This window comes from Flavobacterium bernardetii (assembly GCF_011305415.1).
In the GTDB taxonomy this organism is placed as follows: Bacteria; Bacteroidota; Bacteroidia; order Flavobacteriales; family Flavobacteriaceae; genus Flavobacterium; species Flavobacterium bernardetii.
In genome coordinates, this window is sequence record NZ_JAANOQ010000005.1 from 113,082 (window position 1) to 128,735 (window position 15,654).

The window sequence follows — 15,654 nt, forward strand, 5'->3', positions numbered from 1 at the left end:
TTCAGAACTATTTACATCAATTTTTGTTCTTCGGTTTCGTAAAAAGTATCTATGTTTAGATTTTTTTGTTGCGATGCCATAACAGCTAATTCATCACAACGTTCGTTTTGAGGATGATTATTATGTCCTTTTATCCACACGAATTTCACATTATGTTGACGGTAAATTTTTAAAAATCGCATCCATAAATCGGGGTTTTTTCGGTCCTTGAAAGATTTTTTCTCCCAACCAAAAACCCAACCTTTCTCTACAGAATCCACCACATATTTAGAATCTGAAACGACTAGAACTGATGTTTTCGGTGCTTTTAATTTCTCTAAACCTACAATTACGCCTAATAATTCCATTCGGTTATTAGTCGTATGTCTAAATCCTTCAAAAAACTCTTTTTTATATGGCGTGCCCACCATTTCCATCACCACACCATAACCACCTGGACCAGGATTTCCTTTGGCAGCGCCATCTGTATATATGTGAACTTGGTAGGACATGTTAGATTTATTAGATTTTTAGATTTATTGGATTTGTTAGATGTTGAAATTAAGAAAATTTAGCGGATTTGACTTTCTAAGAAGTCTAAAATCTAACCTTCTAACAATCTTACTATCACTTTCGGAAAATGCTCCATTTCTAATTCGTGAATTTTTTGTGCGATTTCTTCTGCTGTTGTACAATTTTCTATAGCTACATTCGCTTGAAAAATGAATTCGCCTTCATCAAAATGTTCATTGACATAATGTACCGTAATGCCGGTTTCTTTTTCTTTTTTTTCCAATACGGCGTTGTGCACGTTCATACCATACATTCCTTTTCCACCATAATTTGGCAACAAAGCGGGATGAATATTTATGACTTTATTCGGAAAGGCATTTATAATATGAACAGGGAATTTCAATAAGAAACCTGCTAAAACAATTAAATCAGGTTGTAATTCTTGTAAGTTGTTTAAAACAGTATCATCTGAAAGCTCGGTTTTGTTGAACACATACGTTGGAACTTGAAACTTTTTTGCTCTTTCAATCACTTTGGCATGTGAATTGTTTGTGAACACACCGACTACAGTTCCTTGACCCGATTTCTCGAAATGTGCCATTATGTTTTCTGCATTAGAACCATTGCCAGAAGCAAAAAGTACAATCTTTTTCATGATAAATCTCTTTTTTTTCAACTTATTACAACAATAAATCGTCTAAATTTCACACAAAAGTATAAATTCCTTTAGGTTTAGACACTAAAAACAAAAGAAATAAAAATATTTTTTAAAGTAAAAGTATAGAGAATTAGGCCATTGAAAGTTTTTTTTATAAATTCGTAGTTATATTTACTAACAAAAATGTTGTTTTAAAATAAAGTTTTTTATTTTTGCCAACAAATAAATTAAAAATTAAAAATTATGTCAGACATTGCATCAAGAGTAAAAGCGATTATCGTGGACAAATTAGGTGTTGACGAAAACGAAGTAGTAACAGAAGCAAGCTTCACTAACGATTTAGGTGCTGATTCATTGGACACTGTAGAGCTTATTATGGAATTCGAAAAAGAATTTGATATCCAAATTCCAGACGACCAAGCTGAAAACATTGCTACTGTAGGTCAAGCAATTTCTTACATCGAAGAAGCTAAGAAATAATAACCATTCATCCGTGTAAATTTATTTTTATACGGATGTTGTTATTTTTGTTTCTGTTTTTAAAAATCTTTGTTTAGATTTGTAAAAACATTGATTGTATTACAATCATTCAACATAAGACATTTATGTAATACCCAATGTTTATATTTATAATATGATACATTGGGTTTTTCTATATAACTAAAAAAATATTTATGCAATTAAAACGTGTAGTAGTTACAGGACTTGGAGCTTTAACTCCAATTGGAAACAACATTCAAGAATATTGGGATGCCTTAATTAGCGGAAAAAGCGGTGCGGCACCAATTACTTATTATGACACTGAAAAACATAAAACAAAATTTGCTTGTGAAGTCAAAAACTTCAATATCGAAGAATTTATCGATAGAAAAGAAGCAAGACGTATGGATAAATTTGCTCAATACGCTATTGTAGCTGGTGAGCAAGCTATTGCAGATGCTGGGATTTTAGATTCAAATGTAGATAAAAAAAGAGTGGGTGTAATTTGGGGTGCTGGAATTGGAGGTTTAGAAACGTTCCAAGAAGAAGTACTAAGTTATGCTAAAGGTGACGGAACACCTCGTTTCAATCCTTTCTTTATCCCTAAAATGATTGCCGATATTGCTCCAGCTCATATTTCTATGAGAAATGGCTTTATGGGTCCAAACTATACAACAGTTTCTGCTTGTGCTTCTTCAGCAAATGCTATGATTGACGCTTTCAACTACATTCGTTTAGGAATGTGTGATGTGATTGTTTCTGGTGGTTCTGAAGCAGCTGTAACGATTGCAGGAATGGGCGGATTTAACTCAATGCAAGCTTTATCAACAAGAAACGATTCTCCTGAAACGGCTTCAAGACCATTTGACGCTAACAGAGATGGATTTGTTTTAGGTGAAGGTGCTGGTGCATTAGTTTTTGAAGAATACGAACACGCAAAAGCACGTGGTGCAAAAATATATTGTGAAGTTGGTGGTGGTGGAATGTCATCTGATGCGTATCACTTAACGGCTCCACATCCAGAAGGAATTGGAGTTATTGCAGTAATGGAAAATACATTACGTGATGCAGGAATGAAACCAGAAGATGTTGATCATATTAACACACACGGAACGTCAACACCATTAGGTGATGTTGCCGAATTAAAAGCAATCAGTCACGTTTTTGGAACTCACGCTAAAAACATTAATATCAATTCTACAAAATCAATGACAGGTCACTTGTTAGGAGCTGCTGGCGCTATTGAAGCTATTGCTTCTATCCTAGCGATGAAACATAGTATTGTTCCTCCAACAATTAACCACACAACGGTTGATGAAAATATCGATCCGTCATTAAATTTAACTTTAAATGTTCCTCAAAAAAGAGAAATTAAAGTAGCTATGAGTAACACTTTTGGATTTGGTGGACACAATGCTTGTGTGCTTTTCAAAAAAATAGAAGAATAATTCATGCGCAGAATTTTAAAAAAAATATTGAAAAAATCCCCATCTTCTAATCAAGACGGGGTTTTTTTTGGAAAAATAACCAAAATTCTAGGTTTCAAACCCAACTCTGAAGAATTTTACAAACACGCTTTTACACATCGTTCTTCTAATAAAGTTGATGAAAACGGTTACCCAATTAGTTATGAACGTTTAGAATTTTTAGGCGATGCGATGTTAGGTAGTGTAATTGCCGCACATTTATACAAAAAAGTACCAACTGGTGACGAAGGCTATTTAACTAAAATGCGTTCTAAAATTGTGAGTAGAGAGCATTTGAATGAATTGGGGCGCGATTTCCATTTGGTGGATTTCATCGAAAGTAAAGTCAATCCTTCTCATTTTGGCGATAATATTCACGGAAATTTATGCGAAGCTTTCATCGGAGCCATTTATTTAGATAAAGGTTTTCCATTTTGCGAAAAGTTCATTCATGAAAAAATTATCAAGCCTTATGTTGATATTGCTCGATTAGAAGGCAAAGTGATCAGCTATAAAAGTTTAATTATCGAATGGTGTCAGAAAGAAAAAATCAATTTTAAATTTGAAGTTTTTGAAGATGACGGCAAAGAAGGCGTGAAACATTTTGGTGTTAAATTATTAATGGATAATGAAGTAATTAGCAAAGCCAGAGCAACTTCTAAGAAAAAAGCCGAAGAAACCGCTGCTAAAAGAGCGTTTTTTGCTTTGCAAGATAGAATTGAAAACAAATCATAAAAGTTTTTATTAACTACAACGTTTGAATTAAAAATTTAATGGTTTAGAAACCTATTTTACAACTGTATCCTACTTTTTAAACCTATCTTTGTAATTATTAAAAAACAGAATGGCGAATCTTAAACTTACATTAGACGATTTTGAATCAAATGATTTTGAGTTACTTGCGATTCACACGAATTTAAAAGATTTTAAATTAAGCTTTTTAATCAATTTAAAATTGAACGTTTTATTAGCCAAAAACGATAACGAAATTACCATTAAATCGAATGACGGAACTGGAAAATTTTCAAGGTTTAGTTATGACGATTTGAAACAAGATATCACTTGGGAACTGATAAAAAATCAAACCAATTTTAATTCGAACAAACAAAATGTAGGTTTTTTTGAAGAAGATAGCATCACTATGAATTTGATTCCCGAATTAAAAACCGCCGATTATTTATTAAAAATAGATAACGTAGAGCCCAATTTCAAAAGTGAAGAAATTATACAAAACATAAGTACCATACCAAATGTCTCTACGATTTATAAAGTAGATACAGATAATTTAAAATCGATAAACAATTTAATTTTTTAAAAATGCTTACAAATAAAAAAACAAAAATTGTTGCCACATTAGGGCCAGCTTGCAGTAGTAAGGAAGTAATTAAACAAATGATTGACGCTGGAGTTAATGTTTTCCGAATTAACTTTTCACATGCAGATTACACAGATGTCAAAGAAAAAATAGACATCATTAGAGAATTAAACAAAGAGTTTGGATACACCACTTCTATTTTAGCCGATTTACAAGGGCCGAAATTACGTGTGGGTGTGATGAAAGAAGATGTTGTAGTGAATCCAGGTGATATTATTACGTTTCAAACTTCAGAAGATGTTGCTGGAACTGCCGAAAGAGTTTATATGAACTATAAAGAATTTCCAAAAGATGTGAATCCGGGTGAAAGAATTTTATTAGACGATGGAAAACTAATGTTCGAAGCGCTAGAAACCAATAGAATTGATGAAGTGGTTTGTAAAGTCATTCAAGGTGGACCATTAAAATCTAAAAAAGGAGTCAACTTACCTAATACAAAAGTTTCATTACCAGCATTAACGGTAAAAGATATTAAAGATGCGATTTTCGCTTGTGAGAACAAAGTAGATTGGATGGCACTTTCATTCGTTAGAACCAAAGAAGATATTAAAGATTTACAAGATTTAATTGCAAAACATTCCGAACATAAAATTCCAATTGTAGCCAAAATTGAAAAACCAGAAGCGGTTGAAAATATTGACGAAATTGTAATTGCATGCGATGGATTAATGGTAGCTCGTGGCGATTTAGGAGTGGAAGTTCCTGCACAAGAAGTACCGTTAATTCAGAAAAAACTAATTTTGAAAGCGAAATTAGCGCGTATTCCAGTCATTGTTGCCACTCAAATGATGGAAACGATGATTATAAGTTTAACGCCAACCAGAGCGGAAGTAAATGACGTTGCCAACTCGGTAATGGATGGTGCGGATGCCGTAATGCTTTCTGGAGAAACTTCAGTAGGAAATTATCCGGTTCAAGTGATTGAAACGATGACAAGCATTATTGAAAGTGTAGAAGATTCTCCGCTTATTAATGTGCCTCATATTGCGCCAACAAAAAAGAACAATAGATACATTACAAAATCAATTTGTTACCATGCGGCTTCAATGGCGGATAGTATCAATGCTAAAGCCGTTACTACTTTAACAAATAGTGGTTACACCGCTTTTCAAATTTCGGCTTGGAGACCACATGCTCATATTTTAGTATTTACATCCAACGAAAGAATTTTAACGCAACTGAATTTACTTTGGGGAGTTAGAGCGTTCTTCTACGATAAATTTACAAGTACAGATGACACCATTGATGACATCAATAAAATCTGTAAAGAAATGAACTACGTTCAAAAAGGCGATATGGTTATTAACCTAGCTTCGATGCCAATTGCCAACAAAGGAATGGTAAACACGTTAAGAATTTCTGATATAGAGTAAGTTTAAAAACTATTTAAAATATAAAAACCAGTCTAATGTTTAGGCTGGTTTTTTGTTTTACATCAAATGGATTAAAATCCATTATTACTAAATATACCATCCCTACGGGATTTACACAATCTAAATCCGAAGGCGCGGATTTGCAATCCGTGCTACTATTTACTCTTAAAACAAATCTAATAAATTACTTCTAAACCCTTCTCTAAACTTTCATAATTATATTTAAAAACTCAATTAAATAAACCGTGACAGAATTTAATATTTTAAATTATCTGTCTCAGATTTGTGACAATATTTTTGGTTTGATAAAAAATGTGACAAAAACGTAACAAATAATAATTAAAATTGTAAATTGTCACAAAATAAAAGCTATGAAAAAAAGAGAGAACATAAGAGATACGTTTGGAATTTCACAAGAAAATTTGGCGAAACTGTTAAAAGTATCTCGTAGTCAATTAGCGATGTATGAAACCAGCAAAAGAGAGTTACCTACTTCTGCTGTATTACAATTAGCTGATATGTTTCGCTATCTGCAAGAAAATGCTCCCAAATCAGCCGATACTACTTCTTTATTAAAAGCGCAAGCGATACAAAAAGGAAAAGCTTTAGAAGAAATGAGAAAAGAAAACCATTTCAAACAATTGAAAGTAGAGAAAAAATTAAATGTCCTTGAAAAAAAATATAAGGCTAATTTATCTGCGTTTCAACTTACGAAGTATTTGGAAAAACAAGATACTGAAAATGGAAAATTGGAAAGTCACCTCTTAAAAACAATAGAAAGAAAATCCTTAGCTGAATTAAACAAAAATGGTTTAGCGATGATTACAAAATGTAAAATTGAAAAAGAAGTCCTTCAAGCTGAAGAAAAGATTATTTTACAATTTATGAAAAAAGAATAATAGTGTATTTCTGAATTTAGAAATTAATTGACTTTTTAATTGGCTATTTAACTGAAAAGTAGCACTTTAGAGTTCATTATATCCCCAGTAGTATTTTTTTACAGAATTATCATAAACAACGAATGAATACAAACCAAAATTTACAATGTTTAAAAGATAATTCCATATGTTTAATGATGAAAAAAAAACTTTTATCACATGCTTATGAATGAGAAAAAAACTAATACTACAAAATATCCAAGTGTATACTTTCTTTTTAGTGTTATCTTCTTCTCGTGCGCTTCACTAATTTATTTAAATTTTTCTACTATACGGATTTTGTCCGCTAAAAGAGCGTATGTGACTGGCGAATCCCAATATTCCAAAGCTCAAAAAGATGCTGTATATTATCTTACAAACTATGTACATACTAATAATACTAAGTATTGGGATTTCTATTTAAGAGAAATAAAGGTAATTCAGGGCGACAAATTGGCGCTAAATACATTAAATAGTAATCCCGATGATGAATTAGTAAAAGTTGGACTTAGAGCTGGTAGAAATAAAGAAGAAGATCTTGATGATATCATATGGTTGTTTAAAAAATTTAAAAACGTGTCTTTGTTTTCCAATGCTTTTGAGATTTGGGGAAAAGCAAACGTGCTTACTGATACGTTAACCCAAGTTGGAAATGAAGTTCATAAAAAAGTTGTTTCGTCAACTTTAACGGATGCAGAGAGAAATATTTTATTACTAAAAATTGAAGTTATAAGTGAAAAATTCACCATCATTGAAAGAAATTTTACAGATGCAATAGTAAACGGTTCATCGAAAATGAAAAGTTATCTGATTTTTGCTAATGTTTTTTTTATTATGATTATCATTAGTTGTGTCGGCATATACTTTTCTATTATGATGAAAAAATTATTGCAATCAACAAAAGAAATTGAATTAAAAAACGATAATCTTACACTCGCTAATAAAGAATTAGACAGATTTGTTTACAGTGCTTCCCACGATTTACGTTCCCCATTAACGTCGCTAAAAGGACTCGTGCAAATTGCAAAAGAAGAGGAAGATTTAGGACAGGTTAAATATTATTTTGAACTAATGGATCAAACCATTTCTAGGCAAGATCAGTTCATCATGGATATTATTGATTACTCTCGAAATAAGAGAGTAGATAAAACATTAGAAGCAGTAAACTTAAATCAATTGATTGATAGTATTGTTCAGCAATATGCTCATAATGATAACACAAAAAACATCAAAATAGAGAAAAATTTAGAAATTGATGAAATATATTGCGATGTTTTACGATTAAAAATAATTTTCAATAATTTGATTTCCAATGCGATTAAATACAGTGATCCTGAAAAATCAGAAAAGAAAATTGAAATAAAAGTTTTTAAAGAAAATGATGTGTTCAAAATTGAGATAGAGGATAATGGACTCGGAATTAATGAAGACATTTTACCTCGAATTTTTGAAATGTTTTTTGGCATGAATCATAATATTGGTTCAGGCTTAGGACTTTATATTACAATGGAAGCCGTTCAAGTTCTTGGCGGAACTATTACAGCAAGTTCTAAAATTAAAGAAGGAACTATTTTTACAATTACTTTACCTAATTATCATGGAAACTAATGTAGCCTTTTTACTTATAGAAGACAATTTAATTGACCAACTCATTACCACAAAATTGCTAAAAAACACTTTTAATGATTTTCAATTTAATGTAGTTAGTGATGGAAAGCAAGGAATGGAATGGCTTTATAAATTTAACTATACTACAAATAATCAGTTAATCATTTTATTGGATATAAAAATGCCTCAAATGGATGGTTTTGAATTTCTTGTGCAATATGATGCGCTTCCAGATGACTTAAAAAAGAAAACACTAATTTTTATGCTTTCCTCATCTTTAGATCCTAACGATTTAAAAAGAGCCAATGAAAATTGCTATGTAAAAAAATTGTTTAGTAAACCGTTATCTGTAATTCAGTTTCAGGAAATGGTACAATCTATTTAAAAAAAAATAGCGCAGATTAAGAAAATCTACGCTATCATTATTTATCTTTTCAAACTAAAATGCGATTTGAAAATGCTTTTCTGATTGCTTTGCGATGTATATTCTATGGAGAACCAATAATCTGAAGACGGCATGTCTTTACCGTTGTATTTTCCGTCCCAACCTATTCCTGCAGGAGAAATTTGTTTTAATAATTTTCCGTATCTATCAAAAATAGAAATAATACTATTTGGTTGTTGTGCTAAATCTGTAATGTTCCAAGTTTCGTGAATACCATCACCGTTTGGTGTGAAATAATTTGGATAATTAATGATGTAAATAGGTCCAACTCTACTCGGAGAACAATTTCCTAAAGTGTCATAAATATTGACAAAATATTCACCTGGTTCTAAATTGGTAAACACATTACTTGTTTGGAATGCGCCTGTTGAACCATCTGGATATTCTAATTGATAGACGTAATTTCCAAATCCATTGGTGATATTTACCGTAATAAAAGTGTTATTTGTATCAAATTCTTGACTCACAGTAAAACTTGCAACCGCTGGACTCGATGCAATTATCGTAACTGTAGTGTTTCTATAATTACAATTCGTACCTACTTCTGGTGTTAGTTTTATAAATTCAACATCGTAAACTCCTGCTTGAGTTGCCGTATAACTTACTCCAGTCCCCATTAAAGTTCCATTCAAAAACCAATTTGCAGAAAACTCGGCAGGATTTAATCCAGTATGAACTGTATATGTATCAATTGCAATATTTGTTATTGGATCCACGCATATAATCCCATCTTGTAAAGTCAAATCTAACAAAGGATGAACTGTAAAAGAAAAAACTTGTTCGTCTTTACAATTTACATTATTTGTAGCCGTTGCATAAACATAATAAGTAAAATCTAAAGATACCGCAGGTAGATTACCTGGCGCACCCGTATTGTTTACAATATTTAAATTGGTAATTGGTCCAACTCCATTTGGACTTGTAAAATATCCAATGTTATACCCAACAGTTGGTAAAGTTGGCAACACATAAGTTCCGCATTTTTCAGCAAGAAAAACAATCGGAGTAATTACAGGTGTTTCAGAAACAATAATATCAAAACTATCTTGTGAAATACAAGCAATTCTATCACCATTTGATGCGACTACCCAAATGGTTGTTGTAGTGTTTGGTGTATTAAATATTTGACCATTTGTAACTGGTAAACTTCCTGCTTGATCATAAAAATAACCAATTGTGAAATTTTCTGGTGTTGGTGCCACATGTGTAATTGCTGGTAAAGTATAATTTTGCGCTTCACAAACAAGAACATTTTGAAAGTCTGGTAAATTAATTCCGCTATAAGTAACTATGAAAAGTTTATTTATTTCACATCCTGTAGTTGCATCTATATTGTATAAATAAAAGGTATTTGTAACATTAAACACATCTGATGGTTGTACCAAAGTTCCTCCACCAGTTGGTCCTCCAGGAGCAGTATAAATAGTTCCATTGACAGGTTGTGGTACTGAATAAGGCGTACAAACAAATCTGTCAATTACACCATCTGCTGGTGGAAAAGGATTCAAACTTATAGTAAAAGATTGTTCATTTGTACAGTTGTTTGCATCTGGACCATTAAAAACATAATAGGTTCCTGGATTTAAACTCAAACCGGTTAAATCAATAATGTTACCAGCATTAAGTGCTACTTGACCTGGTACACTTGGTCCGCCTGGCAACATATAATAAGCTCCGTTTGTTAAAACTGGTAAAACAAACTCACCACAATAAACTCCGCTTGCAATGGTATCAACTAAAGGTAAAGGATGAATAATAATGTTATAGTTTAAATTATCTGTACAGTTTGGTAATAATGTTGTATTGGCGTAATAATAAACGGTTTGTGATGAAGTAATAGTCAAATTAGTAATTGGAGTTCCTCCTCCCATTGGAGCTGTGTAATAGCCTCCGAAAGTAATTGTGGGTAAAGTATAAGTTACACAACTATTTACAGTTGTAAACAAAGAAGTATCTACGATATTAATTTGAAAACTTGTTTGAAACGAACATCCACCTGGATTTCCGTTTACATCAGTAAAAGAATTATTATTGTAAATATACATTGTTTGTGTGGTTGTAATAGTATTTCCAGCGAAATAAGGCGTTCCTGTTCCTCCCGTACCAGAAAAATAATTTCCGTTTGTTAGTGCAGGTAAAGTATAACTATTACAATAAGTTACATCAGGAAGTGTATCAATTAATGGTAATGGATGAATATTAATGTCGAACTGTTCATCTTTACAAAAAACACTATTTACTTCCGCATAATAAAAAACAGTTTGTACAATTGTTGATTGAGTTGTATTGCTAAAAATTGTCCCTTGTGGAATTAATGTTCCTGTTCCTGATGGTCCGCCTGCAGCGGTATAAAATGCCCCTATGTTATATGGTGGTGTTGGAATTGTAAATGAGCCACAATTATCTAAAATTGGTTCATATTCATCGACAAAGTAGGCATTAAATGATGATTCGTTAAAACATCCATTAGCATCAAGTCCGTTATAAATATAATATATTGCGCCTAAATCAATAGTATTGCCAGCAAATAATGGCGTACCTGTTCCATTAGGTCCTGTAAAATAATTCCCATTGATTAATACAGGTAAAACATAACTACTACATTCCACTACATCTGCTAATTCATCAACTGGCGGAAGTGGGTTTACAATGATATCTACACTTGTAACATCAAAACAAGCTGAATTAGTAGAGTCTTGCATTCTAATCCAAACTGTCGCAGTTGTTGTTCCTGTTGGAAAAGTAATTGAAGGAATTGTCGCTCCATTTCCTGCCATTGCATCAGCTTGAAAAGTATAATATAAAACGTTATAACCTGATTGTCCGTTTAAAACCTGAGAATCTAAAGCTCCTAAAAAATAAGTTGTTCCACTTAAATCTTCACATAGTTGAACGTCATTTGGTTGTGTTGCATTTACTGTTGCGTTAATCAACAAATCAAATTGATAAACGGCATCACAAAACTGGTTTGTAACCGTATTAAAAATTTTAACATAAATAGTTTGTCCAGTTGCCGTTGAAAAACTTGTAGGAACTGCTATAAAACTATTTGTAACAACATCTGCCATAGATGAATAGTAAAACAAATTATAAACAGTATCATCAATACCTAATTGCGTTTCATTATTTGTTGTTAAGTTGAAAGTATAACTTGCCGCACCAGTATTACAAGTTTGTAAATTTATCGGATTTGTAACAGGTAAGCTGTTAAAAACTACTGTATCAGTTAATAAACAAGTTCCTTTTGTAATTTCAACTGTATAAGTACCTGGCGTATTTACTGTAAAAGTTGGCGTGCTTGCTCCAACTGGATTACCATCTTGAAACCATTGATACGTATAAGTATTATCTAATTGTGTGTCTAAAATAGCTGTGTTTCCTGTACAAATTATTTGATCTGGTCCTAAATCTAAAGAAGTTGTAAAACTTCCTCCAGAAATAAAAACAGAAGAATCATAACTTGAATCATTATAATCTCCAATTACCAATCTAATTTTATAAGGAACATTTGGTACAACAGCTGATGATGCATTCATTACAACCGTATGACCACGCATATTTAAAGTTGAAGCTCCAGGATTATTAACATTATACACATCAAAATAAAGCGGGTTTGAAGACAGACAACTTTGTCCTGGAAAATTATATATAGAATTTCTAATATCTTTTACTGTCACTGGAGTACTTGTTCCGGGAATAACAGCTAAATTAGTTGGAACACCTGTACTTAAGTTCGTTAATACAAAAGCAAAAACATCACTAAAACCACATTGGTATTGACCATATTCATTGGATGCAAATAAAAAGTCAAAGCTAAAACTATTAGAAATTGGAATAAAATCAAACTCCAAAAAAGCTACATCAGTAATTGGTCCAGTTTGTCCGCTATTATTACTTAAAGTTTGTAAAAAAGCATCCGTTCCGCTTCCTGGAGCTGTAGTGCTTAAATTCAAACCCGTATAGGAACCTTGTGTGTTTACTGCTAAACCATTTCTAATAATTATTCCTTCGTTTATTGGAAAACTAGAACCGTTTTGATTAAAATAACCAACTGATTGATTGGAAGAAATGGAAATGTTTGAAACCGCAACACAAGAATTTTGCAACAATAAATTCACTAAATCTGCCGGAGAATTTGTTGTGTTGTCGACTGTTATGGTCTGCGAAAAAGAAACCGCCGAAAAAAGCAGCAATATTTGTAAAGTTTTTATCATAATGAGATCGTTTGGGGATATTTGATAGACTATAAATAAATATAATAAAAAAAAGTCCAAAAACGAAAAGAACTTATTAAAAAATACATTTTTTTAATAAGTTCTCATATTTATTGTTAAATTATTATCTAATCGTTAAGTTTTAACACTGCCATAAAGGCTTCTTGTGGAATTTCAACGTTTCCAACTAGTCGCATACGTTTTTTACCTTTTTTCTGTTTTTCTAAAAGTTTACGTTTACGAGAAATATCCCCTCCATAACATTTAGCGGTTACATCTTTACGAAGTGCTTTAATCGTTTCACGCGCAATGATTTTAGCTCCAATTGCTGCCTGAATAGGAATATCAAATTGCTGACGTGGGATTAACTCACGTAGTTTTTCACACATTTTTTTACCAATATGAAACGCATTATCCTCATGAATTAACGCCGAAAGCGCATCAACAGAAGCTGCATTTAATAACACATCTAATTTTACTAATTTAGATTGTCTCATTCCAATTGGATGATAATCAAAAGAAGCATAACCTTTTGAAACTGTTTTTAATCTGTCATAAAAATCAAATACAATTTCTGCTAAAGGCATATCGAAATTTAATTCCACACGCTCCGTAGTTAAATACGTTTGATTGGTAATTTGACCACGTTTTTCAATACATAAACTCATTACATTTCCTACATAATCCGCTTTTGTAATGATGGTTGCTTTAATAAATGGTTCTTCTACTCTATCTAATTTACTTGGTTCTGGTAAATCTGATGGATTGTTAATTACGAAACTAACATCTGGTTCTTTCTTCGTGTAAGCCAAGTACGAAACGTTTGGTACAGTTGTAATAACTGTCATGTCAAATTCACGCTCTAAACGTTCTTGGATAATTTCCATGTGTAACATTCCTAAGAATCCACATCGGAAACCGAAACCTAAAGCCGCAGAACTTTCTGGTAAAAACACTAACGAAGCATCGTTTAATTGTAGTTTTTCCATTGACGAACGCAAATCTTCATAATCATCGGTATCAACTGGATAAATTCCAGCAAATACCATTGGTTTTACGTCTTCGAAACCGGTAATCATATTTGTAGTCGGCGTTTTAGCGTCTGTAACGGTATCACCAACTTTTACTTCTTTTGCTTCTTTAATTCCAGAAATTAAATACCCAACATCACCAGTTGAAATAACGTCTTTCGGAACTTGGTTTAATTTTAACGTCCCAACCTCATCGGCAAAATATTCTTTACCAGTGGCCATGAATTTAATTTTCTGACCTTTTCTAATTTCTCCGTTTACTACACGGAAAATTACTTCAATTCCTCTGAAAGGATTGTAATGTGAGTCGAAAATTAAAGCTTGTAACGGTTCGTCTTTAATTCCTTTTGGTGGTGGGATTTTTTCGATAATCGCAGCTAAAATATTTTCCACACCAAAACCTGTTTTACCAGAAGCGTGAATAATATCTTCTAATTTACAACCTAATAAATCGATAATATCGTCTGAAACTTCTTCCGGATTAGCAGAAGGTAAATCTACTTTATTTAAAACTGGAATAATTTCCAAATCGTTATCTAAAGCTAGATATAAATTAGAAATGGTTTGCGCTTGAATACTTTGCGCGGCATCCACAATTAGTAAAGCACCTTCACAAGCGGCAATACTACGAGACACTTCATAAGAAAAATCTACGTGTCCTGGAGTGTCAATTAAATTTAAGATATATTCCTGACCTTGGTACGTATATTCCATTTGAATCGCGTGACTTTTAATGGTAATACCACGTTCGCGTTCCAAATCCATATTATCCAATAGTTGTGCTTTTTCTTCTCTGGCTGTTACTGTTTGAGTCGCGCCTAAAAGTCTATCGGCTAATGTGCTTTTTCCGTGATCAATATGTGCAATAATGCAAAAATTTCTAATGTGTTTCATGTATCCTTTTTCAAAATTCGAAATTCAAAATTCAAAATTCGTTCTTCAACAAACTTAGTTTTTCAAATTTAAAATGTTCTTTTACTTACTTTATAATCTGCAAAGGTAAAGGAAATTATACTATTTTATGTATTTATTTTTGCCAATGGAGAGAATTTATTTTTTCTTTCTTTCTAACCAAACTTGAGGATTTCGGCTTGTATGAAAAATTGCTAAAATTTCAATTACAAAATTATCTTCATTAACACTATAATGAACTAAAAAAGGGAATTTTGAAATTAAAAAACATCTCACATTTTCATACTTAATAGAGAATAAATAAGGGTTTTTATTCAATTTTGAAATTTGAGAAATAACTTGTTTTTGAAACTTGGCTACTAATCCGTTTGTAACGGAATTATACCAATCCGTAGTTTTTTGAATATCTTCAAGCGCTTCAACATCAATTTTAATTGAAAATTTCTGCATTAAGACTTTAACTTTTTTATGGCAACTTCCCAATCTAACATTCTTGAAGGTTCTGTTTTAGATTTTTGTTTTCTTTCTAAAACTATTTTTTGATGTTCCACAGGGATTTCAGATGCTTCATCCCAAATAGCATCATTAAGTTGAAGTTTTTCAGCTGGAGACAATTGTTTTACAACTTCTAATAACTGCTGAAAACTTAAATTAATATTTAATTGTAAACTATCCATAATTTT

Annotated in this window: 14 protein-coding genes; 8 read left to right on the forward strand and 6 right to left on the reverse strand. The window is 31.9% G+C overall.

The window, feature by feature from the left end:
- Window positions 1-11: 11 nt before the first annotated feature.
- Together rnhA and purN are read right to left on the reverse strand one after the other, a co-directional pair.
- Window positions 12-491, reverse strand: coding sequence for a ribonuclease HI (gene rnhA / locus G6N05_RS10340; RefSeq protein WP_166128265.1), 480 nt, complete (start codon window positions 489-491; stop codon window positions 12-14).
- A 92-nt stretch (window positions 492-583) separates the two neighbouring features.
- Window positions 584-1,147, reverse strand: coding sequence for a phosphoribosylglycinamide formyltransferase (purN, locus tag G6N05_RS10345; protein WP_166128268.1), 564 nt, complete (start codon window positions 1,145-1,147; stop codon window positions 584-586).
- Between the two features lie 246 nt (window positions 1,148-1,393).
- Between purN and G6N05_RS10350 the strand changes: the two genes are divergently transcribed.
- The 8 genes from G6N05_RS10350 to G6N05_RS10385 all read left to right on the forward strand — a co-directional run bounded on the left by G6N05_RS10350 (window position 1,394) and on the right by G6N05_RS10385 (window position 8,754).
- Window positions 1,394-1,630 (forward strand): acyl carrier protein, encoded by a 237-nt coding sequence (locus G6N05_RS10350; RefSeq protein ID WP_007137004.1) that lies wholly within the window; start codon window positions 1,394-1,396, stop codon window positions 1,628-1,630.
- Between the two features lie 194 nt (window positions 1,631-1,824).
- Window positions 1,825-3,078: a beta-ketoacyl-ACP synthase II gene (gene fabF / locus G6N05_RS10355; RefSeq protein ID WP_166128273.1), complete on the forward strand. Its 1,254-nt coding sequence runs from the start codon at window positions 1,825-1,827 to the stop codon at window positions 3,076-3,078.
- A gap of 3 nt (window positions 3,079-3,081) precedes the next feature.
- A complete protein-coding gene (gene rnc / locus G6N05_RS10360) occupies window positions 3,082-3,831 on the forward strand; it encodes a ribonuclease III (RefSeq protein ID WP_166128278.1) in 750 nt (249 codons plus the stop codon).
- A gap of 109 nt (window positions 3,832-3,940) precedes the next feature.
- The gene (locus G6N05_RS10365) at window positions 3,941-4,411 is read left to right on the forward strand and encodes an IPExxxVDY family protein (protein ID WP_166128282.1); all 471 of its coding nucleotides are present in this window, start codon (window positions 3,941-3,943) and stop codon (window positions 4,409-4,411) included.
- 2 nt (window positions 4,412-4,413) lie between these two features.
- Window positions 4,414-5,844 (forward strand): pyruvate kinase, encoded by a 1,431-nt coding sequence (pyk, locus tag G6N05_RS10370; RefSeq protein ID WP_166128287.1) that lies wholly within the window; start codon window positions 4,414-4,416, stop codon window positions 5,842-5,844.
- A gap of 371 nt (window positions 5,845-6,215) precedes the next feature.
- A complete protein-coding gene (locus G6N05_RS10375) occupies window positions 6,216-6,743 on the forward strand; it encodes a helix-turn-helix domain-containing protein (protein ID WP_166128291.1) in 528 nt (175 codons plus the stop codon).
- A 339-nt stretch (window positions 6,744-7,082) separates the two neighbouring features.
- Window positions 7,083-8,369 carry a sensor histidine kinase gene (locus tag G6N05_RS15770; protein WP_166128294.1) on the forward strand — a complete coding sequence of 429 codons (1,287 nt, stop codon included), beginning with the start codon at window positions 7,083-7,085 and terminating at the stop codon, window positions 8,367-8,369.
- Entirely contained in the window at window positions 8,359-8,754 is a 396-nt protein-coding gene (locus G6N05_RS10385; RefSeq protein ID WP_166128299.1) for a response regulator, read from the forward strand. The genes G6N05_RS15770 and G6N05_RS10385 overlap by 11 nt, the downstream gene beginning before the upstream one ends.
- Window positions 8,755-8,795: 41 nt before the next feature.
- Here G6N05_RS10385 and G6N05_RS10390 read toward each other — a convergent pair whose 3' ends face one another.
- The 4 genes from G6N05_RS10390 to G6N05_RS10405 all read right to left on the reverse strand — a co-directional run bounded on the left by G6N05_RS10390 (window position 8,796) and on the right by G6N05_RS10405 (window position 15,648).
- On the reverse strand, window positions 8,796-13,028 hold the full coding sequence (locus G6N05_RS10390; RefSeq protein ID WP_166128302.1) for a choice-of-anchor L domain-containing protein: 4,233 nt from the start codon (window positions 13,026-13,028) through the stop codon (window positions 8,796-8,798).
- 128 nt (window positions 13,029-13,156) lie between these two features.
- Window positions 13,157-14,953 carry a translation elongation factor 4 gene (lepA, locus tag G6N05_RS10395; RefSeq protein WP_166128305.1) on the reverse strand — a complete coding sequence of 599 codons (1,797 nt, stop codon included), beginning with the start codon at window positions 14,951-14,953 and terminating at the stop codon, window positions 13,157-13,159.
- Window positions 14,954-15,109: 156 nt separating this feature from the next.
- Entirely contained in the window at window positions 15,110-15,421 is a 312-nt protein-coding gene (locus G6N05_RS10400) for a type II toxin-antitoxin system RelE/ParE family toxin (protein WP_166128309.1), read from the reverse strand.
- Window positions 15,421-15,648 (reverse strand): addiction module protein, encoded by a 228-nt coding sequence (locus tag G6N05_RS10405; RefSeq protein ID WP_166128312.1) that lies wholly within the window; start codon window positions 15,646-15,648, stop codon window positions 15,421-15,423. The genes G6N05_RS10400 and G6N05_RS10405 overlap by 1 nt, the downstream gene beginning before the upstream one ends.
- Between the last annotated feature and the right edge of the window lie 6 nt (window positions 15,649-15,654).